Here is a 25,217-nt window from a genome sequence, read left to right as displayed (position 1 = left end):
TCTCTCGACCTCAGGCTGCTTCGTTCTTAGGTTTGGGCCGTGTTTGGTCTGGGCGCCCGGCGAGCAGGCCTTCGATTGAAATGTCTTCGTCGATGTCTTCCCAATGAAGCCCGCGCGAACTGATCGCTACGCGTTCACGTTGCTCCGCAGAGGCGCGTAGCAGACGTGGAAACCACGCGAGCGGCACGCTCAATGTCCGGCCATCGGACAGATCGAGCCACATGCTGTCCTCGTCGAACCAGACCTTAGTCGCTTTCACCGAAGTGTTCATTCCAGGCATTGGCAATCTCGCGCCGACGATTTGTCACAAAGATGACGGGCATTCCGGCTTCTCCCTTTTACGGAACGATCAGCGTGCCAGCACCATGTTCGGTGAACAGTTCGAGCAGCACCGAATGCGGTGTCTTGCCGTTGAGGATGACCACGCCTTCGACGCCGCGCTCGATCGCCTCGATGCAGGTCTCGACCTTGGGGATCATGCCGCCGGAAATGGTGCCGTCCTTGATCAGCGCCCTGGCTTCGGCGACCGTCAGCTCGTCGATCAGCTTCTTGTCCTTGTCGAGCACGCCGGGAACGTCTGTGAGGAATAGCAGCCGCGAGGCGCCGAGCGCGCCGGCAATCGCACCGGCGAAGGTGTCGGCGTTGATGTTGTAGGTGTGGCCGTCGCGGCCTGGCGCCACTGGCGCGATGACCGGGATCATCTCGGAACGCGCAAGCAGGTCGAGCAGCGTACGGTCGACTTCGACGGGTTCACCGACGAAGCCGAGATCGATCACCTTTTCGATATTGCTGTCGGGGTCGACCATTGTCTTCTTGGCCTTTTCGGCGAAGACCATGTTGCCGTCCTTGCCACACAGGCCGATCGCCCATTCGCCTTCGGCGTTGATGAGGGCGACGATCTCCTTGTTGATCGAGCCGGCCAGCACCATCTCGACGATCTCGACAGTCTTCTGGTCGGTGACGCGCAGGCCACCTTCGAATTTCGACTCGATGCCCATCCTGGCCAGCATGGCGCCGATCTGCGGCCCGCCGCCGTGCACGACGATCGGGTTGACGCCCGACTGCTTGAGAAGCGCGATGTCGCGGGCAAAGGCGCGGCCGAGCGCGATGTCGCCCATGGCGTGGCCGCCATATTTCACCACCACCGTCTTGTTTTCGTAGCGCTGCATGAAGGGCAAGGCCGCAGAGAGCAGGGCGGCCTGCATTTCGGCGGTGGCGGCGACGTTCGTCGTCATCGGCATGGTCCCGGATAGCTGGAAAAGGTCGGCGCGGTCTTAGCTGGAAACCGGGCAGGGGGCAAATGGTTCGATGGTCTTGGCGCGGCTGCGGCGCCGTGACTCATCCCACGGAAGCCGGTACCAGGCGGCAAGCGCGATTTAAACAGCAGTTGCAATTCGCCTTTCGCAACGTAACGTGGCGACGATGACGCCGCAGGACATCACCACGCTGATTGTGCGGACCTCGATGAAGGACCGCGCGGCCTTCGATCTGCTCTACCGGCAGACGAGCTCGAAACTTTTCGGCGTCTGCCTGCGTGTATTGCATGACAGGGCGGATGCCGAGGAAGCGCTGCAGGAGGTCTTCGTCAAGATCTGGACGAAGGCGGATCGGTTTGCAGCCTCTGATCTCAGCCCCATTTCGTGGCTTGTGGCAATCGCGCGCAATCATGCGATCGACCGTATCCGGGCACGGCGTCAGGCACCCCTCGCCATCGACGAGGCGCTTGAGATTGCCGATCCCGCACCGGGGCCGGAGGCGGCTGCTGTGGCCGGCGACGAAGCCGGGCGCATCAATCATTGCCTCGAGGAACTGGAGAAGGATCGGGCGGCCGCGGTTCGCGGTGCCTATCTCAAGGGCGAAAGTTATGCCGAACTCGCGGAGCGCCACGGCGTGCCGCTCAACACGATGCGTACATGGCTGCGCCGCAGCCTGCTGAAACTCAGAGAATGCCTCGAAAGATGACACTGGCGGAAGACAACGGACCGGAACCTGGAGGTGACGACATTCTCGCCGCCGAATACGTTCTGGGCGTGCTTTCGGCCGACGAGCGGCGCGAGGTGAGCGCCCGCATGGCGGCGGAGCCGGTCTTCGCGCGCATGGTCGACCGGTGGGAGGTGCATTTTGCCCCGCTGGCGGACGCATACGCTGAGGCAGAAGCACCGGTATCGGTCAAGCGCGGCATCGACCACCGCCTGCTGCGCGATGCGGCGGCACAATCGAGGATGAACCCATGGTCGAGCCTCGCCTTCTGGCGCGGCTTGGCCGCTGCCGCTGTGGCAGCGCTCGCTCTTTATGTCGTCGTTCCCTACATCAATCCGCCCGCCCAGGCGCCGCAGGAGTTCATGGTGGCCTCGCTTGCCGCCGACGGCAGCGACGTGAAGTACATGGTCATGTATGACGCGGCCGCCGGCGAGATCGGCCTGTCGCATGTCGCGGGCGAACGCGGTTCGGGCAAGGACTTCGAACTCTGGATGATCGAGGGCAACGCCCAACCTGTGTCTATGGGCGTCATCCCAGCCGGCACCACCATGAAGATGCCGGTCAAGCAAGAGATGCGCGACAAGCTTGCGGCCGGCGCCGTGCTTGCCGTCAGCCTTGAGCCTGCGGGCGGCTCACCGACCGGACTGCCGACTGGCCCTGTGGTCGCCGCCGGCGATCTTCGCGAAATTTGATCTCAAAAATTTCGCCTAAATCCAAAAATGACCGAAACTTTATCGATGCGTCGTTCGTATCTGCAAGGTTTCGTCATATTGTTGTTGGGTTTGATAAGTATATTTTCATGAAATCGTGAAACTATTTGTGCCGGTATCCGTAGCTGCTTGTGCCTTTCCGTCTCGGGAAACAACCCAAGGAGTTACGATATGCGCAAGATCTCTCTCGCTTTGCTCGCCGGTGCTTTTTCCGCTCTCTCAACCTTCGCTTATGCCGAAAATCCGATGGTTGGCGGTGCGGCGATGTATGCCAACAAGAACATCGTCGAGAATGCGGTCAATTCGAAGGACCACACCACGCTCGTCGCGGCGGTCAAGGCAGCAGGGCTCGTCAAGACGCTTGAGGGCAAGGGGCCGTTCACTGTCTTTGCACCGACCAACGAAGCCTTTGCCGCCTTGCCCAAAGGCACGGTCGAAATGCTGCTGAAGCCAGAAAACAAGGACAAGCTGGCCAAGATCCTGACCTGCCATGTCGTTGCTGCCAAGGCTATGGCAGCTGACGTCGCCAAGATGGTCAAGGCCGATGGCGGCGCCCACAAGGTCGAGACGGCAGGCGGTTGCGCGCTGACCCTGAAGGACGCTGGCGGCAAGGTCACCGTAACAGACGAAAACGGCACCGTCGCCAATGTCACCGTCGCCGATGTCGCCCAGTCGAATGGCGTCATCCATGTCATCGACAAGGTGCTGCTGCCCAAGATGTAAGCCTGAGGGGCAGGGCGATTGCGCGCACTGTCGCTCCCTGAGGTTCGCGCGATCGGCAGCGCTCCGCGACGGCCTCCGGCCTTTGCGGGGCGCAGTCCGTTTCACTCAAGGCCTGTTGATTTTGCAGTGATGCGACACCGGCCTATGGTCGGATAGGAGACATGCCATGGACCGCCGTTCATTTCTGTTGGGCAGTGCAGCGATCGCCGTTCTTGCCGGTTTGGTGCTCTCCAGGCGGCTGACCATATCAGCCCCGGCGTTGGCCGAAAACTTCGAGGTCACCAAGACGGACGCGCAGTGGCGCGCCATTCTTTCGCCCGCCGCGTTCGCCGTCCTGCGCAAGGAAGACACCGAGCCGCCGGGATCGAGCGCGCTGCTCGACGAACACCGCAAGGGTACCTTTTACTGCGCCGGCTGCGATCTCGGCCTCTACGCGTCGGACACCAAGTTCGATTCGCACACCGGCTGGCCGAGCTTCTGGGAAGCATTGCCCAATGCTGTCGGCACCAAGGTGGACAGCTCGCTGCTGATGACCCGCACAGAAGTGCATTGCCGCCGCTGTGGCGGCCATCTTGGGCACATTTTCGACGATGGCCCGCCGCCGACCGGCAAGCGCCATTGCATCAACGGTCTGGCGCTGGCTTTCAAGCCAGCGACAACCTAACCGCCGTTGACCACCAAAGCGATCGCCTCGCGCAGCTCTTCGATGCCTTCGTTCTTCTCCGACGAGGTTGCCAGCACGGTCGGGAAAGCAGCGGCGCGCTTCTTGATCTTCAAAAGCGTGTCTTCGATCAGCGGCTGCACGCCGGCTGCCTTGATCTTGTCGGTCTTGGTCAGGACGATCTGATAGGAGATCGCGGCCTTGTCGAGCAGGGTCAGGACCTCCTCGTCGTTTTTCTTGATGCCGTGGCGTGAATCGATCAGCAGGTAGACGCGCTTGAGCGTCACCCGGCCGCGCAGATAATCGAACACCAGCTTGGTCCAGGCGTCGACCTGTTCCTTGGGCGCTTTGGCGTAGCCGTAGCCCGGCATGTCGACCAGTGCCATCGGCGGCATGTCGCCGGCCTGGCCGGAATAGCCGTCGGGCACGAAATAGTTGAGCTCCTGGGTGCGCCCCGGCGTGTTCGAGGTGCGTGCCAGCCCGCCATGGCGAACCAGCGAGTTGATCAGCGACGACTTGCCGACATTGGAACGGCCGGCGAAGGCGATCTCTGGCGGCCCTTCGGGCGGCAGGAATTTCATTGAGGGTACGCCGCGGATGAAGATCCACGGGCGTAGGAACAGCTCGGCAGTGACCGCCGCTGTGGGTGTTATCTGATCGTTCAAGCCGCTGCCTCCAGCAGAGAAATATCCGAGCCGCGAATGGCATTGAGGTTGCGGCCGATCTTGTCCACCGGCCAATCCCACCATGCAATCGTCAGGAGCCGTTCGATGGTCTTGTCGTCGAAACGCTTCTTGACCACGACGGAAGGATTGCCGGCTACGATCGCATAAGGCGGTACGTGCCTGCTGACAACCGATTTCGCAGCAATGATGGCGCCATGGCCGATCCGGACCCCTGGAAGGATCACCGCTTCCATGCCGATCCACACATCATTGCCGAGCACAGTGTCGCCGCGCACCTCCTTGTGCCAGGTGGCGACGTCGAAGCCTTCGTCCCAGCCATGGCCGAAAATGTTGAACGGATAGGTCGAAAAGCCCGACATGGCATGGTTGGCACCGTTCATGATGAAGCGCGCGCCTTCGGCAATGGCACAGAACTTTCCGATGATCAGCTTGTCGCCGATGAAGGGATAGTGATGCAGCACGCATTTCTGCTGAAACAGGTCCGGACCCTCGGGGTCGTCATAATAGGTGAAGTCGCCGATCTCGATGTTTTCGGCATCGACGAGTGGCTTGAGGAAACCGACGCGCTTGTGCATCGGCATCGGGTGCTTGATGTCTGGGTTCGGTCCTTGCATGGCGTGTCGTCCATCCTAATGCGTATGAAACGACTATAGCGCGATCTGCCGCGATGACATCGGGCTCGACCGAGCATTGTGGGGGCCAAGTCTTTCAAAAGACGTCGCAGATCGGCATGTCAAACCGGGGTCCCGCACGGGATGCAGGACCCCGGCCTTTGCCGAGACGGTTCAATTCTGACCGGGGAGGTCAGCCGCCGCCCCACAGGCTGATGCTTGAGAGGCATCGCAAAGTTACGCGGCCGCCGCCGCAGAAGTTTCAGCGCCCATAGCTGTGGTGAAAAGAAAAAGGCCCCGTTTCCGAGGCCTTTTCCCTTTTGTCTCAGCCGTCCGGCTATTCCGCCGGCGTTGGTTTTTTCTTGAACAACGCCATGAGGTTGTCCCAAAGCTCGATCTTGGCACCCTGGCGCTTCATGATCACGCCCTGCTGGAGGACCGAAAGCGAGTTGTTCCACGCCCAGTAGATGACGAGACCCGCCGGGAACGAGGCCAGCATGAAGGTGAACAGGATCGGCATCCAGGTGAAGATCATCGCCTGGGTCGGATCCGGAGGTGTCGGGTTCATGCGCATCTGCAGGAACATGGTCACGCCCATGATCAGCGGCCAGACGCCGATCATCAGGAAGGCGGGCACGCCCCATGGCAGCAGGCCGAACAGGTTGAACAGCGACGTCGGATCGGGAGCCGCCAGATCGTGGATCCAGCCGAAGAACGGCGCATGGCGCATTTCGATGGTGACGTACAGCACCTTGTAGAGCGCGAAGAACACCGGGATCTGGATCAGCACCGGCCAGCAGCCTGCCAGCGGATTGATCTTCTCGGTCTTGTACAGCTCCATCATCGCCTGCTGCTGCTTCATCTTGTCGTCCGCGTATTTCTCGCGGATTTCCAGCATCTTGGGCTGCACCATCTTCATGTTCGCCATCGACTTGTACGACTTGTTGGCGAGCGGGAAGAAGATGGCCTTGACGATGACGGTGGTGGCGAGGATCGCCAGACCGAAATTGCCGAGCACCTTGTAGAGCGTGTCGATGAGCCAGAACATCGGCTTGGTGATGAAGTAGAACCAGCCCCAGTCGATCAGAAGCTCGAACTGGCGGATCTGGCGATCCTTCTCATAGGCGTTGATCTTGGCCACTTCCTTGGCGCCGGCAAAGACCAGCGTCTCGACCGTAGCGGACTGGCCGGCAGCAACTGTGATCGGGTCGGTCAGATAGTCGGCCTGGTAGCGCGGACGGCCGTCTTCGAAATAGGAAAAGCGCGGCTGGAACGGCTGCTTGCCCGAAGGAACCAGCGATGCGGCCCAGTACTTGTCGGTGATGCCGAGCCAGCCGTCGGTCGACTTGCCGGGCAGGACCTGCTTGTCCTTCTCGATCGAGGAGTACTTGATCTCCTGCAGGCCTTCGGTGCCGGTGACGCCGATCAGGCCTTCGTGCAGCACGTAGGTCGAGGCATGCAGCGGCTTGTCGAAGCGGGTGATGCGGCCGTAGTTCGACAGCGAGACATCGGCGCCGCTGGCATTGGTCACCGTGTCGGTGACGGTGAACATGTAGTCCTGGTCGACAGCGATGGTGCGCTTGAAGGTCAGGCCCTTTTCGTTGGTGAAGGTCAGCGTCACAGGCGTGGCCGGCGTCAGCGTCTGGTTGCCTTCGGCGGTCCAGAGCGTATCGGGGCCCGGAACGGTACCGGTTGCCTCGCTGCCGACAAAGCCGATCTCGCTATAGAAGCCGGATGGCAGCGCCTGCGGGTTCAACAGCTCGATGACAGGCGAAGTGGGGTCGACGGCGACGCGGTAGTGCTTGAGGCTGATGTCGTCGATGCGCGCGCCGGTCAGGTTGATCGAACCCTTCAGGCTTGGCGTGTCGAGCGCGATGCGGCCCGAAGCTGCAATCGCCTGCGCACGGTCGGCGACCGCGACCTGGGTTGCCGGTGCGCCGGGAATGCCGGCTTGCGGTGCCGTTGGCGTTCCGGTGCTGGCGCCAGGCGTCGTGCCTGCCGGCTGGGCGGCCTTCTGCTGCTGGGCCACGCGCTCGGCTTCGATCCGCGCGGTTTCCCGCTGCGTTTCGACGCGGGGGTTCATGTAGAACACCTGCCAGAGCGTCAGGATCAGCACCGACAAGGCGATGGTGATAAAGAAATTACGGTTGTTTTCCATCGAAAGCCCTTATCGCGTTCCGCGAATGCGCCGAGAAAGTTCGGCCGTAATCTGGCCGAAAGGGGCGGTGAGCACGTCTTCGCGCCCGACGATCACATAGTCTTTGCCGGCGGCCATGTCACCTGCGGCATGTGTACGAACGGCTTCCCTGAGGCGCCGTTTGACACGATTGCGGACAACCGCATTACCGACCTTCTTGGTGACGGTATAGCCGACCCTGGGCCCCGCTTTGTCGTCGCGATCCAAAACCTCGACGAGAAAAAACCGTCCGCGCCGCTTTTCACCACGGCGGACGGCCAGAAACTGTTTTCTTTTCAGAAGCCGTTCGGGGCCGCGTCCATGCGGAGCAGACCCCTCAGGCTTGCTGTCAGCGGGCAAGGTTCCCGCCTATGGCTTAGGCGGAGAGCCGCTTGCGGCCGCGGTTGCGGCGAGCTGCGACGACGTCGCGACCGCCCTTGGTGGCCATGCGAGCACGGAAACCATGACGGCGCTTACGAACGAGTTTGGACGGCTGATAGGTACGCTTCATTTGTTTTTATACCGCGGGGTGCGGCCCTTCTTGATTCTGTCACTTTGTAACAGGAGCTTGGCTCAGCTTGCCTCGACGCGATCAAAAACCGCGACGGAAGCGGGTCCCGAGCGTGTGCGGGCTTATAGAAAGAAGGTGCCGCGAAGTCAATCGGCTCGCGCTGGCCGCTACAACAGTTGTCGCCTGCGGCGATTAACCCCTCGCAGCAGCGCCGAAAGGTTGTTTTTTGCGTTGCAAAATTTGCAACTGCGCTGCGATAGCCTATCTTTGCCAGAACGGGAAGCATAGGCGTTTCGGGATATGACGGAGCCGAGGCAATTTCTCCCAGGGCGGATTTGCAGCAAAGAATAGCATGACTGAAGCAGCCGATACCGGCGCATATGCCGGAAAACAGGCGGAACGGTCGGTTCCGCGCACGCGCAGCCTATCGGCCAAGCTGCTGCTTTTGACCGTCACTTTCGTGCTTTTCGCCGAAGTGCTGTTCTTCCTGCCTTCGATAGCCAGTTTCCGGCTGCGCTGGCTTGAAGAGCGGCTCGCGACGGCTGCCGCGGTTGCGACCATTCTGGTGCAGGGCGATCCGACGTCGCTGTCGCGCGCCGCCCAGAACGACGTGCTGGCGGCCATCGGTGCCAAGGCGATCGCTGTGCGCGATGGCGGTGTTTCAAGGCTGCTCGTCGTTACCGACATGCCCCCCGAAGTCGACGAACATATCGAGATTGCAAAGGCAGGCGTGCTGAGTTCGATGCCGGCTGCGATCGACACGCTGCTGTTTGGCGGCAACCGGATGCTGCGCGTCTTTGGCACTGTCGGTGAAAGCCCCAAGGAATTCGAGCTGGTCATCTCCGACTATCGGCTGCATCGCGCGATGCTGGCCAATGCGCGCTACATCGTCTTTGTCTCGCTGTTGATTTCGCTGTGCACGGCAGCGTTGGTCTACTTCGCCATCGACCGCATCATGATCAAGCCCATCCGCGCCATGACGCGCTCGATGCTGACCTTCTCCGACGCGCCCGACAGTCCCGCCGGCGTCATCATCCCGGAAGCCCGCGCCGACGAGATCGGCCTCGCCGAGCGCGAGCTGTCGGCGATGCAGATGCATCTGCAAAAGATGCTGAACGAACAGAAGCACCTGGCCGATCTCGGCCTCGCCGTGTCCAAGATCAATCACGACATGCGCAACATCCTGGCCTCCGCGCAGCTGATGTCCGACCGCCTGCGCATGGTCAAGGACCCAGCCGTCCAGGCCTTTGCCCCGAAACTGCTGAGGACGCTCGACCGCGCCGTTGCTTATTCGGAAAACGTGCTGTCTTACGGCCGCGCCCAGGAATCGCCGCCGGCGCGGCGGCGCCTGCGGCTCGCCCAACTGGTCGACGATGTGCACGGCTTGCTCGGTCTCGAGCCGGAGTCCGGCATAGAATTCAACAATGCCGTCGACACCAGTTTCGAGATCGATGCCGATCCCGACCAGCTTTTCCGGGTGCTGACCAATCTCTGCCGCAACGCCATCCAGGCGATGACCGGCGTCGCCGACAGCGCCATCGTCAATCGGCTGACCGTCTATGCCGAACGCGAAGGCAGCGTCAGCCGCATCCTGGTTGCCGACACCGGCCCCGGCCTGCCGCAAAAGGCGCGCGAAAATCTGTTCACCGCTTTCCGCGGCTCGGCCCGCAGCGGCGGTACCGGCCTTGGCCTTGCCATCGCCCATGAACTGGTGCGCGCCCATGGCGGCACGCTGGAACTCGTCGAGAGCTCCGGCGGCCGCACCGTCTTTGCCGTTGCCATCCCCGACCAGCCGGTTCGCCTCGATGAAGCACGCCACGGTCTGCGCAGGCCGGCGTGAGGAGCCTGTCTTGATCCATCTCAATGAAGGGTGGGCCGCCATAGGATAATCTCAGCTGAGTACGCGCCAACGCCGCATGGCTTGGCGCGTCAAAACAGGAGTACTCCGATGAAGCCGCATTTCTTCCTCCCCCTTGCCACCTATCCCGAGCCCAATTCCGAGGCAGTGGCATCGAGTGCAGCGTCGATCGCAGCCCAGTTCAATGCGGGCCTGCATGCGGTGGTGTTCAATCCGGCCATTCCACAGGTTTCCAACGCGCTTTCGAAACTGCTGCTCGATACACCGCAGATGATCCGCGATGCCGAGGCTTCAAGCCGCAGGCATGGCAAGCAACTTATCGCGGCCGTCGAGGTGAGCGCGAAACAGGCTGGCGTCGAGCTCACCACTGGCGAGGTCGCCACGCCTGTTGCCGGCTTTGGTGAGGCGGCTTGCGAACAGGCCCGTTATTTCGACCTCGCGCTGCTGGGCTGGGAAACGGGCAACCAGACCTCGCGCATGCTTGCCGAGGCGGTTGTCTTCGGCGCTGGGCGCCCGACCATGATCTTGCCGAACCTTTTGACTGTGGGCGCTATCGACCATGTCGCCATCGCCTGGGACGGCAGCCGCGTTGCAGCCCGCGCCGTTGCCGACGCGCGCCCGTTCCTGGAAAAGGCGTCAAGGATATCCGTGATCACCGTCCTCAATGAAAAGAAGCTGCGCGACACCGACGCTGCCGAACAGCTGGCCGAAGGCTTGCGCCAGCGCGGCCTTGTGGCCGAGGCGGTGCCAACCCGAATCGGCAGCTCCTCCATTGGCGTCACCCTTCAGGAAACCGCGATGTCGCTGGGGGCAAAGCTTTTGGTCATGGGCGGCTACGGCCATTCCCGCGTGCGCGACTTCGTGCTCGGCGGCGCGACCGAGGGCATCTTGAGCGACCTGCGGCTGCCGGTGCTGCTGTCGCACTGACGCCAGCCACCGGCGTGTCGCAAGACGAATGGCCGGGCAACCTTGCGTCCGGCCATGGCTTGGAAAAACTTTGCCGGCGGCGGCTTGCATTTCGCAAAGCCAGCCGCTAGGTAGCGCCGGTCGCTGCGGTCCATTGACCGAAACGACTTGGCCATTGTTGATGGCCTGATGCGCGCCCGTAGCTCAGCTGGATAGAGCACCAGACTACGAATCTGGGGGTCAGAGGTTCGAATCCTTTCGGGCGCGCCATTTCCCCACGGTCCATGCCGAAGCTGCGCTGGTATTGGTCACGGATTGGCAACCATCGGTTGCGATCATAGTTCCTGTAACATTTCTGCCGTTGACAGCTATCACAATGGCATTCACGCTGATTTGCGCGGCGAAATCCAAAGGTCCGCAGACGGGGAACACCATGATCGTGAGTTCCGCAAAATTCCTGCTTCCCACAATCTTGATGGCTGCCGTCAGCAGCACCGCACTCGCGCAGTCCAGCCGATTCGATGAGCTCGCAAATGCGCCATTTTCGGAGAACCGGCCGACGCCCGATACAGCAAAGCTCTTGAGGGACGAACTGCTGTTCCAGCGCGCCACGCAGACATATCTCTGGGCGCTACCTCTCATTAACACACTCGGCATGAAGTTCGGCTCCGAGAAGGTATTCGGCGCCGGCTACAACATTCTGCCGGTCTGGAAGAAACGCCTCGACGCCAAGACGTTGGTGACGACGCCGAACTCCGACGTCATCTACGCGATGAGCTACCTCGACCTCGGCAAGGATGGCCCGATGGTGTTCGAGGCATCGCCCGGATTGCAGGGTATCCTGCTCGACTTCTGGCAACGCCCGATCCAGGGGCCAAAGACCGAGGCTCGGAATTTTCAAGGGGATGTTGGTTTCTTTGGTCCCGATGCCGGCAAGGGCGGCAAGTTTCTGATCCTGCCGCCCGGCTACGACCAGCCGGTTCCAGAGGGCTATTTCGTCTACCGCTCGGAGACCAACAACGTCTTCGTGTTCCTGCGCTCGTTCTACCAGGACCCCAAGGACCTGACGCCTGCGGTGTCACTGATGGAAGCCGCGAAAATCTATCCGCTCGGCGGCGAGGCGACGGCAAAGGCAATGCAGTATCCGGATGCCTCCGGCGTGGCGGCCAACATGCTGCCCGTCAGCGACGCCAGCGCCTTTGACCAGCTCAAGCAGCTCGTCGACAGCGAGGGCAACGGACTTGCCGGTCAGGATTGGCTCGGCATGCTGGCGTCGATCGGCATCGTCAAGGGCAAACCGTTCGCCCCCGATCCTGCGACGAGGGCAATCCTCGATCAGGCGGCCAAGACCGGCTACAAGATGAGCCGCGTCGTAGGCTTCGAGGATGCCATCAGCGGCCGGTCGTTCCGGGTCTACCCGGATCGCCGCTGGCTCAATCCAGTGCCCGATGGGACGCCGGCGAATCCCGAGGGCTCACTGAATTTGGCGTGGATCAACAAGTCCGGCGGGTACCTCGACCTCGACGCGCGCATCTGGATGTTCACCGACTATTACTCGATCAGCCCCGGCATGGTCTCGCAGACACCCGGTGCGGGTGCCAAATATATGATTGCCTTCACCGACAGCGACGGGGCTCCCTTGTCCGGAGGCTCAAGCTACAGCATCAAGCTGCCGCCCGACATTCCCGCCGCCAACTTCTGGTCGGTGACGCTCTACGAGGCCGAGAACGCATCGGGTCTCGCCAACGGCCAGCCTTTCCCGTCGCTCGGCTCGCGCGACAAGCCGGCTCAGGAGGCTGACGGTTCGACCACGCTCTATCTCGGACCGAAAGCGCTCGCAGGCAAAGAGGGCAACTGGCTCGCCACCGCCCCCGGCAAGGGTTACTTCGCGATCCTCAGGCTCTATGGCCCGACCGAAGCCGCTATCAACAAAAGTTGGAAGCCAGGCGACATTGCGAAGGCAAAGTGAGGGAATGCACTGTCCCCGCGCTCCCTACCAAGGAGACAAATATGTACTCGCGCAAGACACTTGTTTCCCTGCTTTTCGCTTCAGTCGTCACCTTCGCCTGGAATGTGCGCGCTGAGACGACTGAGGTGGATACCCGCATCGGCAGGCTCCAGATCGAAAATGGATTCCCGACGGCTGACGCAGCCAAGAAACTGTTCGCAGAAAGCGACTTCCAGCGCGCCACGCAAGCCTATCTTTGGGGCTTGCCGGCCGTCGGCTTTCACGCTTTGCATCTCGCCCATCTCAAGATCTTTGGCGCCAAGGACGGCGAGATCGTCGTCTACCAGACGCTCAAGGATAAGGCCGGCATGCTGACGCCCAACATCACCACGCTCTATGCCATGAGTTTCTGGAACATGGCCGAGCAAGGACCGCTGGTCGTTGACGTTCCCGAAGGCGCGATTGCCGGCGGCATCATGGATGTCTGGCAGCGGCCGGTTACTGACACCGGCCAGACCGGCCCCGATAAGGGAAAGGGCGGCAAGTATCTGATACTGCCGCCTGGCAGCCCCGACGTGAGAGCCGAGGGATACATCGTATTCCGTTCGAAAACCAATCAGCTCTGGTTTGCGACACGCGGGCTTGACCCGAACACCGCCGATGAATTGGTGGCCAAGCACAAGCTTTATTCATGGGCCAACAAGGACAATCCTCCCACTGCAAGCAAGATTGTGCCGGTAGGCGGCAGGGACTGGTCATCAGAGCAACCGCGCGACATCAAATTCTGGGAATACCTGCATGACGTGCTCGCGCCCGAACCACCGGAAGAGCGCGACGGATTCTTTTACGCGATGTTGCTGCCCTTAGGTTTCGAGAAGGACAAACCGTTTTCGCCCGATGTCAGTCAGACGAAAATCCTGACCGATGCCGCCCAGATCGGCGATCTATTGGGCGGGCTGACCGCCTACTCCAAACGCGTGGCTGGCGCCTCGGTTTGGGAGGGCAAGCATTGGGATTATTCGAACATGGTCGAATTGGATCAATGGCACAACGGGTACGCGCAGTTGGATGAACGCGCTTCGTGGTTCTATGAGGCGATTGCCAATTCGACCGGCATGCAAGGGAAAACCCTCGGATTCGGCCAAGTCTATCTCGAGTCGCAGAAGGACAATACAGGCGCGTGGCTGGACGGTGGCAAGAGCTATCATTTGCGAGTGCCGCCTAACCCGCCGGTCGAGCAATTCTGGTCATTTACGATCTACGACAACCTCACGCGCGGGCCGCTGATTACGGCGCAAGGCGCAGCCGACATATCGTCGCGCAAGCATGACCTCGTGAAGAACGCTGACGGTTCGGTCGATCTCTATTTCGGCCCGAAGCCGCCGCCGGGCGCAAACGCGAATTTCATCCAAACGCCGCCCAACAAAGGTTGGTTCACCTACTTCCGCCTCTACGGTCCCAAGCAAGCGTATTTCGATAAGGTCTGGCAGTTGAATGATATAGTGGAAATCAAATAGCGGGTCGGTCGAGCGAGCGTACGCCACGCGCCTTGGAGCGAGTGACTCTCAACAGCGCCTTGTCGGAGTCCTGGCGCTGTCCGCTAGGAATGCAGCGTAGAGAATCATATAGCAGAAACAATCACATAAGAGTGCCCAGTTTCATCCTCTCGGGTGCGCCATTTCTCCGCTATAGGCAATCAACCTCCGGGACTAGCTGATGGCAGTGGCTTGCGACCACACGACCATCCATTGCCCGTTGCGATACTCATAAGTGTCGGTGTGCCAATAGCCGCTGAGGGGAACCTTGTGTCCTGAGAAGACGACCTCAAGCTGCGCGCGATAGCGAATGACCGCGACCTTTTCGTAGAGGCGCACGGCGATCTCGCCCGGCTCCCACGCCAGGTACTTGATCTGCCCGGCTGCGATCGCACCCAGATATTCGTCCCTTGAAAGAACGGCGCCGATCGGCGTTATCAGCTGGAAGTCCGGGGCATGAACCTTTTGGGCCTCGGCGATATCGGCGCCGACCAGGGCGCGAAGCCTCGCACGTTCCGTCTCGCGGATGAGATCGGCTTCATTGTCTAGCGAGGCAGAGGCTGCGGGCTTTGTCATAGGTTTTTCCATGTGAGAACGAGAGATCGCGCGATCGAAAGCGTGGGCGCGGGTGCCGCGCTGGCGCGTTGAGTCTACCGTCAGCTATCGTCACCAGCGAATCCCCGGACCTCATAGCAGATATCCGCTCCTCAGCGTCGATGCCTTTGGGCCGTCCCTCACATCGTCACTTGCTGCCGAGCACCAGGCGATTGCCTTCGCTGTCGCGGAATTCGGCGACGATGCGGCCGGGCTGCCAGGGTGCTTCCTGCGGTTCGCTGACGATCTCCACGCCGCGCGATTTGAGCTTCCCGACTGTCGCTGTGACATCGCTGTCGACCAGCACCAGCACCGGCTCCACCGAGGGTGCATCATCGGGGCGCCTGACGAAGTGGAGAGCCGTTTCAGCGCCAGCGAATTTGAGTTCGATCCAGCGCCAGCCGTCCTTGCCCATCGGCGCGTCGGCTGCGACCTGGCAGCCGAAATGATCGACGTAAAACGCCTTGGCGCGGTCCTGGTCGAACACGGGCAGCTCGGCAAACTGAATGTGCATGGTTGGCTCTCCTGCAATCTGGTTTTGATCAAATAGACTGGACGGTCCAGTACCCGTATTGCGTAAAACTAGACCGTACAGTACTGATGAGTCAATCCGAGTCTCGATTTCGATGGATAGGCGGTTTGATGGCGGATGTGGCGACAGAGCAAAAACCGGACGGGCCGCGATCCCCCCGCAAGCGTCAGGCGATCCTGGCGGCCGCAACCGAGGTCTTTCTGAAAAGCGGCTATCTCGGCACCAACATGGACGAGATCGCGGCCCTGTCGGAGGTGTCGAAACAGACAGTCTACAAGCACTTCGCCAGCAAGGAGGCGCTGTTCATCGAGATCGTCACCAGCATGACGAGTGCCGCCGGCGACAGCGTCCATGACCAGGTCCCCGAATTCGATAAAAGCGGTGATCTGGCCACCTATCTCTACGACTATGCCGAGCGCCAGCTGATGGTGGTGCTGACACCGCGCCTGATGAAGCTGCGCCGCCTGGTGATCGGCGAGGTCAGTCGTTTTCCCGAACTGGCGAAGGTGCTCTACGAGCGCGGACCCCAGCGCGCGATGGACGCCCTTGCGGCGTCATTCCAGCGCCTGGCCGATCGCGGCCTGCTGACGATCGACGATCCGATGGTGGCCGCGTCGCATTTCAACTGGCTGGTCATGTCCGCCCCGGTGAACCAGGCCATGCTTTTGGGCGATGAAGCGATACCAACCCCTGCGGAACTTCGCCGACATGCCGCCGACGGCGTCCGTGTTTTCCTCGCCGCATACGGAAAGAAATGATCATGGCGCAGACACCGAAATCCGCGACCACCGTGCGTTGTTCATGCGGCAGCGTTGAACTCGAAGCCACCGGCGCTCCCATCGCAAGTGTCGTGTGCTATTGCGACGACTGCCAGGCCGGCTCGCGCCAACTCGAAGCGTTGCCGAATGCCAGCGCTGTTCAAGATGCCGATGGTGGCACCGCCTATGTTCTCTACCGCACCGATCGCGTCCGATATGCCAAGGGTGCTGAACTGTTGCAGAGCCACAAGATCAAAGAGACATCGGCGACGAATCGTCTTGTCGCCTCTTGCTGCAACGCGGCCATGGCGATGAAGTTCGACGATTCCAGGCATTGGCTGCCGATCTACCGCATGCGCTTTGAAGGCGATGCCCCGCCCTTGGAGTGGCGCATCTGCACGAAGTTCAAGGCTGAGGCTGTCGAGCCTCCCAAAGATGTCCCCAGCTCCAAAATGTACCCGTTCGGCTTCATCGTCAGGCTGGTGACCTCCAATATCGCCATGCTGCTGCGCCGCTGAGAAGCAGTGCCGGCTGGGGTATTGCGCCGTCTATGGCTGTTTTTGCTTGGGGTACCCAAGCCGGTCATAGGCGGGTGGGGCGTTTTCCCGGAAAAGTTTGGCTGTGGCGGCTTGCAATTCGCCATGTCAGCCGCTAGGTAGCGCCGGTCGCTGCGGTCCATTGATCGGAACGACCGGCCATTGTTGATGGCCTGATGCGCGCCCGTAGCTCAGCTGGATAGAGCACCAGACTACGAATCTGGGGGTCAGAGGTTCGAATCCTTTCGGGCGCGCCATTTCCCCAACCACTGCGAAATAGAGCTGGGCACCAAAGTCCGCATTCTGGGGCTGCCTGCCCTTGAGGGCGACGCCCGCGATGGCCGTGAAGGGGGGATTGCGGTCCTTTCTGCTTCTAGTTGCGGTCGGGCGTTGAAAGCGTGGAGCGCCGCCGCCCCGACATGATTGTCCGAATACTTCGACAGGACTGGACAGCGCCGTGCCAAGGCGTCGATATAGTGGACAATTCGAGGGCAGATTCTTGGGAATGACTGCGGACGAAATTGCCGATCATCCAGCGCTGCAGGATTTCATCCGGCGGCAGTCGCAGGCACTGCTGATCGCCTATGAGGCCAATCCGCGATTGGCGTCGATCTTTGCCACCCAGCAGCGCTGGTTGATGGCGCATATAGGGCTCGCCCTCCACTTCCAGCGCGCAGCCGGAGAGCCTGGCCTCAAGACGTCGCGCTTCCTCGATCTGATCCAGGTCCATTCGGTGGCCAGTCGCAATACCGCCGATGCCTTCGTCAAGGAATTGCTGAATTATGGCTTCGTGGAATATTGCCCGGAAGGCGACGACCGGCGCGCGCGCCCGGTGAAGCCCGCCCAGACGACGCTCGACGCCATCAATGGCTGGGTGATGGTGCATCTGGCAACGCTCGACGGCCTTGACGGAGGTCATCGCCTGACGACGTTCCTGGCTGTACCGGATGGTCTGGAACGTATCGAACCGCTCATCTGCGACGGGCTTTTGTCCTCGCATGCGATCAGGCAGCCGGCTGATACCTTCTCCTTGTTCACCTGGCTGAACAATGGCGGAATCATCATGGAGCGGTTGATCGCCGGCCTGCAGGACACCGACGCCGATGCCGGGCAGCTGTCGACCAGCATCAGTTCCGTCACCGAAATGGGCCAGTGGCTGCAGCTGTCGCGCTCCCATCTTGCGCGCAAACTGCGCGAGGCAGAGAGCCTGGGCAGCATCGGCTGGCGCGGCAAGCGGGGTAATTCGGTGATGTGGGTGTCGCGTGATTTCATCCGCGAGATCGCCATGGCGCAAGCCGTCAAGCTTGCCGTCATCGATACCGCGTTCGACGCCTGCTTCGGCGCCGAAATCGGCTAAATACCTGCAAAAACGAGTAAAATTCCTCCCAATAATAGTCAGCTCCCGAGAATTGACCGCGATTTTAGGCGGGCATAGGGTCCCGCTCATCCGGTGCTTGGGGTTTTGGGGCGGCGCCGGAGCTGAATTTTGAAACCAATGTGAACTGTGACCGACAGCATGGCTGTTTTCGGCGACGGCGGAGCTTTGAGCTGTGCCCGCTGCCGGCTCGTGTTCGCGAATACGGGGAAGACCGAGTGAGCAGCATTTGCCGTAGCGGACAGAACGCCCAGAACGATTGCGAGCCGAAGGCGCCGGCGGGTGCAAGGACGCCCGGCAGACATGAGCGCTATCGCGCTGTCCTGCTTGCCTGCACGGCCCTGATCGCGCCGCTCGCGCTGGCGACGATGCCCGCTTTGGCGCAGTTCACCGGACAAAATGGTGGCAAAGGCGCCTCCGCACCGAATGGCTATACGGCAGGTGGCGGCGGAACAGGCGGTGCCTACGGAGACGGCAGCGCGACTGCCGGCGCCGGCGGCGGCGGCTCGACCTCGGGGCAGGGGGCTCGCGGCGGCGGCGGCGGCGGCTCGGATGGTGCCGGTGGCGGCGGCGGCGGCTACGCGGCTGGCGCAGGTGGTGGCGGAGGCGGTGCCGGCGGTGCCGGTCTGACCCTCAACGCCGATTTGAACAACATCAATGCCATTGCCGGCGGCAATGGCGGCAATGGCGGTAGTGGAAATTACAATTCCGTGCCGAACTATTCGTATGGCGGTGGTGGTGGCGGCGGCGGCGGCGGTTCCGGCATCATCGCCACGACAGGTGCAAACCTCACCAATTCCAGCACGATCACCGGCGGCAACGGCGGCGGTGGCGGCTCGCCCAACGGAGCAATCAATCCGTTCATCGACCCCTCCGGCAATGGAGCGGGCGGCCGGGGCGGCAACGGCATTACCGGGACCGGCTCGGCCGGGCTGGTGATCACCAACACCGGCACCATCAAGGGCGGCGACGGCGGCTCCGATTTCCAGAATGCCCAGCCCTACCGGCCGCAAGCAGGCGGCCTCGGCATCATCGGCCAGAACCTGACGATCATCAACAGCGGCACCATCGCCGGTGGCGTCCAGGGCGGTGCTGCGGGACATTCCGGCGCTGTCTCTGACGCCATCGTTCTGACTGGCGGCATCAACAGTATCAAGGCGCTGGCCGGCAGTAACATTGGCGCGATCCAACTTGGCGGCACTACCACCTTGGCGGGTGTTTTCAACAACACGATCCTGGTTCATGGCGGCGTCACCATGTCGGTTACCGGATCGAGCGCCGACGACGATGTGAGCGGGATAACCACGTTCTCCAACTACGGGACGACCTCGGTCGGGGCCGGGCGCACGCTCAGCGCCCAGACGATTACCAACAGCGCTGGCACGATCGACATCGGCGCCGGTGCGACGCTGCGGGGAACGGGCAACACGCTCAATAACAACGCGGTCATCAATGTAGGTGCCGGGGGCAGCATCATCGACGCCGGCGCGATCAACAACCAGGGCGGCGGCACGATCAATTTCAACGGTCCGAGCGGCACGGCGACGCTGTCATCGGGAACCAACAGCATCAACAATGACGGGCAGATCAAGGTGCTCGCAGGCGACGTCGCAGTTGCCGGCGACATCAGCAACCAGAACAACGGCACGCTGTCGCTGACCGGCGGCAACATGACCGGCATCGGCACGCTGACCAACAGCGGGACCGCGACGGTGAATGTTGCGGCGGGCTACAATCTCGGCGTCGGAACCTTCACGATGGCCGGCGGCAGCGTCACCGGCACGGGTACGATCACCGCCACGACCGCGTTCAACCTCTCGGCCGGAACGATCGGCGCCAGCCTTGCCGGCGCCGGCGCCCTTGCCAAGACGGGCGCCGGCACGTTGATCCTGGCTGGCACCAACACCTATTCGGGCGGCACCACCGTCAGCGCCGGCGTCTTGCAAATCGGCAATGGCGGTCTGAAGGGCTCGATCATCGGCAATATCACCAACAATGCGACGGTGAGGTTCGACCGCTCGGATGATTTTTCCTATGGCGACATCATCAGTGGAACCGGTGCGGTTCACAAAAATGGCGCAGGCATCATGACGCTGACCGGCGCCAACACCTATTCGGGCGGCACATTGATCAATAACGGCACGCTGAAGCTCGGCGCGGGCGGCAGCCTGGGCAGCGGTGGCAACATCTCCATCAGTTCGGCAACCGGCGTCTTCGACCTCAACGGCCATGTGCAGACGATCGCCCAGCTCGACGGCATGGGCGAGGTCAGGCTCGGCAGTGGCGGCGTGCTGACGGTCGGTAGCGGCAATGCCTCATCGAGTTATGCAGGCGAGATCACGGGCAATGGTGCGCTGACCAAGGCCGGCAGCGGAACGCTCGTGCTTACCGGCGCCAGCACCTACACCGCCGGAACGACAATTTCAGGCGGCACCTTGCAAGTCGGCAACGGCGGAAGCACCGGCGCGATTGCCGGCGATGTGATCAACAACGGCGCGCTGGTGTTCAATCGCTCGGACACTTACGGTATTTTCACCGGCGATATTTCCGGCACCGGAACGCTTACCGTGGCCGGCGGTAGCGGTGGCGGCATGATGCTGACCGGCAACGCCAGCCATGCCGGCGGCACCACGATCGAAAGCAATACCTTTCTGCAGGTCGGCGACGGGGCGACAAACGGCTCGCTGGCCGGCAACGTGGCCAATGCTGGTACGCTTGTGTTCGACAGGTCGGACGACATCACGTTTGGCGGCGACATCAGCGGCTCCGGGTTGCTCAATAAGTATGGCGCCGGCGTGCTGACGCTGTCAGGCAACAGCGGCAGCTACAACGGTACCGTCAATATGCTCGCCGGTACATTGCGGGTCGAAAACAGCTCGGCGATCGGCACCGGCTATCTCATGATGTACGGCGGCGCGCTCGACTATGGCGACGGCGTCGATCTTACCAACGACATGATCGTCCAGCAGGGGGATATCGAACTCTGGGTCAAGCAAGGCACAGCCAGACAGTCGGGCCTCATCATCGGTGGAGGCGGTGTGCCGCATGCGGTCGAAAAGAAAGGCGCCGGCACGCTGGTTGTCAGCTGGATGGGCCATGGCGGCGCGACCACGGTGAGCGAAGGCACGCTTAAGGCCGGCTTCGCGGGCGCATTCGAGCTGGGCAGCGCCGTTTCAGTGGCTTCCGGCGCCAAGCTCGACCTCGGTGACTCCGACCAGGCCATTGGCTCGCTGGCTGGCGCTGGCAGCGTGGTTCTTGGCACAGGCATGTTGACCACCGGCGGAGACAACACGACGACGGCATTTTCCGGTGCGATTTCAGGCTCCGGCGGCCTGGTCAAGCTCGGTACCGGCGTCTTCGCGCTCAGCGGCGCCAACATCAATACCGGCGTCACCCGGGTCGATTTCGGCACCCTGAAGGCCGGTGCGGCAAACAGCTTTTCCTCAGGCAGCGCCTTCGACGTCGCCTCGAGCGCGATGCTCGATCTCGACGGCTATGATCAGACCATCGGATCGCTTGCGGGTGCCGGCAGCGTCGCCCTTGGGGCTGGAACCCTGAAGGCAGGCGGCAACGGGACATCGACGGCATTTTCAGGCGGTATAAGCGGCACCGGCGGCCTGACAAAAGCTGGCGCGGGCATCTTCACCCTGACCGGGGCGAGCACCTATACCGGCGCCACCAATGTCGATGCCGGCACGCTCACGGCCGGTGCGGCAGGCGTGCTTGCAACAGACAGCAACTTCTCGCTCGGCTCAGGCGCGAAGCTCGACCTCGACGGCTACGACCAGACCATCGGCTCGCTTGCCGGCGCTGGCGATGTCGCGCTCGGTGCCGGTACGCTGACCGCAGGCAATTCTGGCGACACCAGCTTCTCCGGCGTCATCTCCGGCGGCGGTGGCCTGGTCAAGCAGGGAACCGGTACGCTCACCGCGACCGGAACCAGCACCTACACCGGGACGACAACCATCAAGGCAGGGCAGTTGCAGGTGGACGGCAAGCTGGGCAACACCGCCGTCACCGTCGACAGCGGTGCAACGCTCGGTGGCGCAGGCACCATCGACGGTGCGGTGACAATATCCGACGGCGGTCGTCTCGCACCCGGATCGGGCAAAGGCACGTTGACCCTGGGCTCGCTGGCTTTGGTGGCAGGTGCCTATCTCGACTTCGAGCTTGGCCTGACCAGCGACCGCATCGATGTCGACGGCAACCTGACGCTCGACGGCACGCTCAATGTCAGTGGCGGCAACGATTTCGGCGCCGGCATCTACCGCCTGTTCAACTATGGCGGCACCCTGACCGACAACGGGCTGACCATCGGTAGCATTCCCCCCGCTTTCCTGGCTGGCGACTTGACGGTGCAGACCGGGGTGGCCTCGCAGGTCAACCTTGTCAATTCAGGGGGAACGGTGCTGGCCTACTGGGACGGCGGCGCGAACGCGAACCTCAACAATGGCGCGATCGACGGTGGCGACGGGGTATGGAGTGCTGGGGGCGGCAACTGGACCCGGCAGGATGGCACGTTCAACGCCCCGATGACGCCACAGCCCGGATACGCCATCTTCCAGGGCCAGTCGGGCATCGTGACGGTGGACAATAGCCAAGGCGCCATCTCCGTCACCGGCATGCAATTCGCAACCGACGGCTACCGTATCGAGGGCGACGCGATCGAGCTCGGTGCGGAAACAACGACAATTCGCGTCGGCGATGGCACCGCCTCCAGCGCCAGCACCAAGGCGACGATCGCCTCCGAACTCGTCGGCTCAGGCACCCTCGTCAAGGACGACTACGGCACGCTTACACTCAGCGGCACCAACACCTACACCGGCGGCACGCTGGTCAAGGGCGGCACGCTGTCGATCTCGTCCGACGCCAATCTCGGCGATGCGGCTGGGGGACTGGCATTCGCCGGTGGCACGCTGAGCAACACCGCAGCGATTGCCACCGCGCGCGACATCGACCTGCGCATGCCGGGCGGCACCTTGGCCACCGACACCGATCTCACCGCCTTGGGCACGATCTCCGGTCAAGGCAAGCTGATCAAGACCGGTGCGGCGACGCTGACCCTGACCGGCACCAACACCTATGGCGGCGGCACCTTCATCAATGGCGGCACGCTTCAGCTGGGCAATGGCAGCGAGCAAGGTTCGATCGTTGGCAACGTCGCCAACAACGGCGCGCTTGCCTTTAACCGCTCCAATGAACTGACCTTCGCCGGCGCGATCTCCGGCAGCGGCGCGCTCCAACAGATCGGCATCGGCGAGACCGTGCTCACCGGCACCAACAGCTATGCCGGCGGCACGACGATTTCAGCCGGTACGCTCTCCGGCTCGGCATCGAGCTTCGGCAGCGGCGCCATCCTCAACCACGCCGCATTCATCATCGACCAGGCAGCAGACGCCACCTTCGCCAACGCTATCAACGGCACCGGCTCCTTCACCAAGTCAGGCACCGGCATGCTCAACCTCACCGGCACCAGCCTGCTTTCGGGCGAAACCACAGTCGAGGCGGGGTGGCTTTCGGTGAACGGCTCGCTGGCGCATTCGGCCGTCACGCTGCAATCGGGCGCAAGCCTCGGCGGCACGGGAACGGTCGGCAATGTGACGGCGCTCAGCGGTTCGACGATCGCCGCCGGCAACTCCATCGGCACGCTCAACGTCGCGGGCGATGCAAGCTTCGCTGCCGGCTCGATCTATCAGGTCGAAGCCGATGCGACCGGCAAGTCGGACAGGCTTGCGGTGGCGGGCAAGGCAACGCTTTCCGGCGGAACGGTGCAGGTGCTCGCGGCGGCGGGAAATTACCAGGCAACGACCCAATACACCATCCTGACAGCGGTGTCGGGCGTTGTCGGCCAGTTTGCGTCGGTGACCTCCAACCTCGCCTTCCTGACGCCGACGCTTGCCTACACGGTCGATGCGATCAGCCTTTCGCTCGCCCGCAACAACATTGCATTTGCCAGCATCGGGCGCACAAGAAACCAGATCGCCAGCGCCGGCGGCGCGGACGAACTCGCCAACACCAATGCGCTCTACAAGGCGATCACTGGCCTCGACGAAAGCGCCGCACGCCAGGCTTTCGACGCGCTGTCGGGTGAGGTTCACGCCTCGGTGAACGGCATGCTGGTCGAAGACAGCCGCTTCCTGGCTGATGCCGCCAACAACCGGATACGGGCCGCTTTTGGCGAAGCCGGCGCGGCAAGCGTTCCTGTCATGGCCTATGGCCCCGACGGCCCCATCCTTGCTGCGGCCACGACCGAGCGTTTCGCCGTTTGGAGCCAGGCCTACGGCTCTTGGGGCGACACTGACGGCGACGGCAACGCCGCAGCTTTCAGCCGCCGGACGGGCGGTTTCATCGGCGGTGCCGACACCGCCATCGGTGACAACTGGCGCCTCGGCGTCCTCGGCGGCTATAGCCACACCTCCTTCGATGCCACCGACCGGGCCTCGTCGGGTAACAGCACGAACTACCATGTCGGCCTGTTCGGCGGCGGCCAGTGGGGCGCATTCGGCCTGCGTGCCGGGGCGGCATACAGCTGGCACGACATCGAAACCAGCCGTGACGCGGCCTTCGGCAGCTTCTCCGACAGCCTTGCGGCGAAATACGATGCCGGCACCGCGCAGGTCTTCGGTGAACTCGGCTATCGGCTGCAGCTTGGCGGTGTGGCGCTCGAACCGTTCGGCGGACTTGCCCATGTCAGCGTCAAGACCGACGGTTTCACCGAGCAGGGCGGCCACGCCGCGCTGACCGGTGCGGGTTCGACCACCCAAACGACCTTCACCACAGCGGGGTTGAGGGCAGCGACTGACTTTGCCGCTGGCAACGTCAATGCCACGGTGCGCGGCATGGTTGGCTGGCGCCACGCCTTCGGCGACATCACGCCGCAGTCCGCGCTTGCCTTCGCCGGCTCCAGCGCCTTCATCGTCGCAGGCGCGCCGATCGCTCGGGATAGCGCGATTATCGAAGCGGGGCTCGACTTCGAGCTGACGCCCGACGCGACGCTTGGGGTCTCCTACACCGGCCAGTTCGGCGGCGAGGCCATCGACCAGAGCTTCAAGGCCAATCTCGGCGTGAGGTTTTGAACTTTGGCACCAACTGCAGACCCCGCGCGGGCAACAGCGTC

At 62.3% G+C, this 25,217-nt stretch carries 22 protein-coding genes and 2 tRNA genes; 14 read left to right on the top strand and 10 right to left on the bottom strand.

The features are described 5' to 3' along the window. Positions 1-10: 10 nt before the first annotated feature. Both AC1RTB_RS05530 and argB read right to left on the bottom strand, forming a co-directional pair. Positions 11-280 carry a DUF2442 domain-containing protein gene (locus tag AC1RTB_RS05530; RefSeq protein ID WP_492875478.1) on the bottom strand — a complete coding sequence of 90 codons (270 nt, stop codon included), beginning with the start codon at positions 278-280 and terminating at the stop codon, positions 11-13. 58 nt (positions 281-338) lie between these two features. Then, positions 339-1,241, bottom strand: a complete 903-nt coding sequence (gene argB / locus AC1RTB_RS05525) for an acetylglutamate kinase (protein ID WP_492875477.1) — start codon at positions 1,239-1,241, stop codon at positions 339-341. 181 nt (positions 1,242-1,422) lie between these two features. On the opposite strand from argB, the gene AC1RTB_RS05520 reads away from it, so the two are divergent. From AC1RTB_RS05520 to msrB, 4 genes are all read left to right on the top strand, one after another. After that, positions 1,423-1,962 carry a sigma-70 family RNA polymerase sigma factor gene (locus AC1RTB_RS05520; protein WP_492876334.1) on the top strand — a complete coding sequence of 180 codons (540 nt, stop codon included), beginning with the start codon at positions 1,423-1,425 and terminating at the stop codon, positions 1,960-1,962. After that, entirely contained in the window at positions 1,959-2,672 is a 714-nt protein-coding gene (locus AC1RTB_RS05515; protein ID WP_492875475.1) for an anti-sigma factor, read from the top strand. The genes AC1RTB_RS05520 and AC1RTB_RS05515 overlap by 4 nt, the downstream gene beginning before the upstream one ends. A 189-nt stretch (positions 2,673-2,861) precedes the next feature. Beyond that, positions 2,862-3,413: a fasciclin domain-containing protein gene (locus AC1RTB_RS05510; RefSeq protein ID WP_492875473.1), complete on the top strand. Its 552-nt coding sequence runs from the start codon at positions 2,862-2,864 to the stop codon at positions 3,411-3,413. Positions 3,414-3,579: 166 nt separating this feature from the next. Beyond that, positions 3,580-4,077 (top strand): peptide-methionine (R)-S-oxide reductase MsrB, encoded by a 498-nt coding sequence (gene msrB / locus AC1RTB_RS05505; protein WP_492875471.1) that lies wholly within the window; start codon positions 3,580-3,582, stop codon positions 4,075-4,077. On the opposite strand, the gene yihA is transcribed toward msrB, so the two are convergent. From yihA to rpmH, 5 genes are all read right to left on the bottom strand, one after another. Next, on the bottom strand, positions 4,074-4,739 hold the full coding sequence (gene yihA, locus AC1RTB_RS05500) for a ribosome biogenesis GTP-binding protein YihA/YsxC (protein ID WP_476804393.1): 666 nt from the start codon (positions 4,737-4,739) through the stop codon (positions 4,074-4,076). The two genes, msrB and yihA, sit on opposite strands and share 4 nt — an antisense overlap. After that, entirely contained in the window at positions 4,736-5,374 is a 639-nt protein-coding gene (locus tag AC1RTB_RS05495) for a CatB-related O-acetyltransferase (protein ID WP_492875469.1), read from the bottom strand. Before AC1RTB_RS05495 ends, yihA begins: the two co-directional genes overlap by 4 nt. Before the next feature lie 334 nt (positions 5,375-5,708). After that, positions 5,709-7,529, bottom strand: a complete 1,821-nt coding sequence (gene yidC, locus AC1RTB_RS05490; RefSeq protein ID WP_492875467.1) for a membrane protein insertase YidC — start codon at positions 7,527-7,529, stop codon at positions 5,709-5,711. A 9-nt stretch (positions 7,530-7,538) separates the two neighbouring features. Beyond that, positions 7,539-7,907, bottom strand: a complete 369-nt coding sequence (gene rnpA, locus AC1RTB_RS05485) for a ribonuclease P protein component (RefSeq protein ID WP_492875465.1) — start codon at positions 7,905-7,907, stop codon at positions 7,539-7,541. Positions 7,908-7,923: 16 nt separating this feature from the next. After that, positions 7,924-8,058, bottom strand: coding sequence for a 50S ribosomal protein L34 (rpmH, locus tag AC1RTB_RS05480; RefSeq protein WP_287093473.1), 135 nt, complete (start codon positions 8,056-8,058; stop codon positions 7,924-7,926). Between the two features lie 352 nt (positions 8,059-8,410). Between rpmH and AC1RTB_RS05475 the strand changes: the two genes are divergently transcribed. The 3 genes from AC1RTB_RS05475 to AC1RTB_RS05465 all read left to right on the top strand — a co-directional run bounded on the left by AC1RTB_RS05475 (position 8,411) and on the right by AC1RTB_RS05465 (position 11,092). After that, positions 8,411-9,898, top strand: a complete 1,488-nt coding sequence (locus tag AC1RTB_RS05475) for an ATP-binding protein (RefSeq protein ID WP_492875462.1) — start codon at positions 8,411-8,413, stop codon at positions 9,896-9,898. A 108-nt stretch (positions 9,899-10,006) separates the two neighbouring features. Next, positions 10,007-10,843 carry a universal stress protein gene (locus AC1RTB_RS05470; protein ID WP_492875460.1) on the top strand — a complete coding sequence of 279 codons (837 nt, stop codon included), beginning with the start codon at positions 10,007-10,009 and terminating at the stop codon, positions 10,841-10,843. A 172-nt stretch (positions 10,844-11,015) separates the two neighbouring features. Continuing rightward, a tRNA-Arg gene (locus tag AC1RTB_RS05465) sits at positions 11,016-11,092 on the top strand. Here the strand turns inward: AC1RTB_RS05465 and AC1RTB_RS05460 are convergent. Beyond that, complete coding sequence (locus AC1RTB_RS05460) at positions 11,063-11,434, bottom strand: hypothetical protein (protein ID WP_492875458.1); 372 nt, start codon at positions 11,432-11,434, stop codon at positions 11,063-11,065. The two genes, AC1RTB_RS05465 and AC1RTB_RS05460, sit on opposite strands and share 30 nt — an antisense overlap. Here AC1RTB_RS05460 and AC1RTB_RS05455 point away from each other — a divergent pair. Both AC1RTB_RS05455 and AC1RTB_RS05450 read left to right on the top strand, forming a co-directional pair. Next, a complete protein-coding gene (locus AC1RTB_RS05455) occupies positions 11,403-12,791 on the top strand; it encodes a DUF1254 domain-containing protein (protein WP_492875456.1) in 1,389 nt (462 codons plus the stop codon). The genes AC1RTB_RS05460 and AC1RTB_RS05455 overlap by 32 nt on opposite strands. Positions 12,792-12,832: 41 nt before the next feature. Further along, a complete protein-coding gene (locus tag AC1RTB_RS05450) occupies positions 12,833-14,287 on the top strand; it encodes a DUF1254 domain-containing protein (protein WP_492875454.1) in 1,455 nt (484 codons plus the stop codon). A 192-nt stretch (positions 14,288-14,479) separates the two neighbouring features. On the opposite strand, the gene AC1RTB_RS05445 is transcribed toward AC1RTB_RS05450, so the two are convergent. Together AC1RTB_RS05445 and AC1RTB_RS05440 are read right to left on the bottom strand one after the other, a co-directional pair. Further along, positions 14,480-14,881, bottom strand: coding sequence for a nuclear transport factor 2 family protein (locus AC1RTB_RS05445; RefSeq protein WP_492875452.1), 402 nt, complete (start codon positions 14,879-14,881; stop codon positions 14,480-14,482). A 166-nt stretch (positions 14,882-15,047) separates the two neighbouring features. Next, entirely contained in the window at positions 15,048-15,413 is a 366-nt protein-coding gene (locus tag AC1RTB_RS05440) for a VOC family protein (protein ID WP_492875450.1), read from the bottom strand. A 128-nt stretch (positions 15,414-15,541) separates the two neighbouring features. On the opposite strand from AC1RTB_RS05440, the gene AC1RTB_RS05435 reads away from it, so the two are divergent. The 5 genes from AC1RTB_RS05435 (at position 15,542) to AC1RTB_RS05415 (ending at position 25,176) form a co-directional block, all read left to right on the top strand. Next, positions 15,542-16,189, top strand: coding sequence for a TetR/AcrR family transcriptional regulator (locus AC1RTB_RS05435; protein WP_492876332.1), 648 nt, complete (start codon positions 15,542-15,544; stop codon positions 16,187-16,189). A 2-nt stretch (positions 16,190-16,191) separates the two neighbouring features. Continuing rightward, entirely contained in the window at positions 16,192-16,707 is a 516-nt protein-coding gene (locus tag AC1RTB_RS05430; RefSeq protein ID WP_492875448.1) for a GFA family protein, read from the top strand. Between the two features lie 198 nt (positions 16,708-16,905). Next, positions 16,906-16,982: transfer RNA gene (locus AC1RTB_RS05425), tRNA-Arg, on the top strand. A 248-nt stretch (positions 16,983-17,230) separates the two neighbouring features. Further along, positions 17,231-18,082 (top strand): hypothetical protein, encoded by an 852-nt coding sequence (locus AC1RTB_RS05420; RefSeq protein ID WP_492875446.1) that lies wholly within the window; start codon positions 17,231-17,233, stop codon positions 18,080-18,082. A gap of 236 nt (positions 18,083-18,318) precedes the next feature. Beyond that, positions 18,319-25,176 (top strand): autotransporter domain-containing protein, encoded by a 6,858-nt coding sequence (locus AC1RTB_RS05415; RefSeq protein ID WP_492875444.1) that lies wholly within the window; start codon positions 18,319-18,321, stop codon positions 25,174-25,176. Positions 25,177-25,217 lie beyond the last annotated feature (41 nt).

This window comes from Aminobacter sp. GW821-FHT11F06, assembly GCF_058808215.1.
The sequence above is the reverse complement of the archived record's forward strand: the minus strand, read 5'-3'. Positions and strand labels throughout refer to the sequence as shown.

What these genes read in the sequence shown, in the direction of transcription:
- AC1RTB_RS05530 (WP_492875478.1), bottom strand. Translation starts at nt 280, where the DNA reads ATGCCTGGAATGAACACTTCGGTGAAAGCGACTAAGGTCTGGTTCGAC.
- argB (WP_492875477.1), bottom strand. Translation starts at nt 1,241, where the DNA reads ATGCCGATGACGACGAACGTCGCCGCCACCGCCGAAATGCAGGCCGCC.
- AC1RTB_RS05520 (WP_492876334.1), top strand. Translation starts at nt 1,423, where the DNA reads ATGACGCCGCAGGACATCACCACGCTGATTGTGCGGACCTCGATGAAG.
- AC1RTB_RS05515 (WP_492875475.1), top strand. Translation starts at nt 1,959, where the DNA reads ATGACACTGGCGGAAGACAACGGACCGGAACCTGGAGGTGACGACATT.
- AC1RTB_RS05510 (WP_492875473.1), top strand. Translation starts at nt 2,862, where the DNA reads ATGCGCAAGATCTCTCTCGCTTTGCTCGCCGGTGCTTTTTCCGCTCTC.
- msrB (WP_492875471.1), top strand. Translation starts at nt 3,580, where the DNA reads ATGGACCGCCGTTCATTTCTGTTGGGCAGTGCAGCGATCGCCGTTCTT.
- AC1RTB_RS05495 (WP_492875469.1), bottom strand. Translation starts at nt 5,374, where the DNA reads ATGCAAGGACCGAACCCAGACATCAAGCACCCGATGCCGATGCACAAG.
- yidC (WP_492875467.1), bottom strand. Translation starts at nt 7,529, where the DNA reads ATGGAAAACAACCGTAATTTCTTTATCACCATCGCCTTGTCGGTGCTG.
- rpmH (WP_287093473.1), bottom strand. Translation starts at nt 8,058, where the DNA reads ATGAAGCGTACCTATCAGCCGTCCAAACTCGTTCGTAAGCGCCGTCAT.
- AC1RTB_RS05475 (WP_492875462.1), top strand. Translation starts at nt 8,411, where the DNA reads ATGACTGAAGCAGCCGATACCGGCGCATATGCCGGAAAACAGGCGGAA.
- AC1RTB_RS05470 (WP_492875460.1), top strand. Translation starts at nt 10,007, where the DNA reads ATGAAGCCGCATTTCTTCCTCCCCCTTGCCACCTATCCCGAGCCCAAT.
- AC1RTB_RS05450 (WP_492875454.1), top strand. Translation starts at nt 12,833, where the DNA reads ATGTACTCGCGCAAGACACTTGTTTCCCTGCTTTTCGCTTCAGTCGTC.
- AC1RTB_RS05445 (WP_492875452.1), bottom strand. Translation starts at nt 14,881, where the DNA reads ATGACAAAGCCCGCAGCCTCTGCCTCGCTAGACAATGAAGCCGATCTC.
- AC1RTB_RS05440 (WP_492875450.1), bottom strand. Translation starts at nt 15,413, where the DNA reads ATGCACATTCAGTTTGCCGAGCTGCCCGTGTTCGACCAGGACCGCGCC.
- AC1RTB_RS05435 (WP_492876332.1), top strand. Translation starts at nt 15,542, where the DNA reads ATGGCGGATGTGGCGACAGAGCAAAAACCGGACGGGCCGCGATCCCCC.
- AC1RTB_RS05430 (WP_492875448.1), top strand. Translation starts at nt 16,192, where the DNA reads ATGGCGCAGACACCGAAATCCGCGACCACCGTGCGTTGTTCATGCGGC.
- AC1RTB_RS05420 (WP_492875446.1), top strand. Translation starts at nt 17,231, where the DNA reads ATGACTGCGGACGAAATTGCCGATCATCCAGCGCTGCAGGATTTCATC.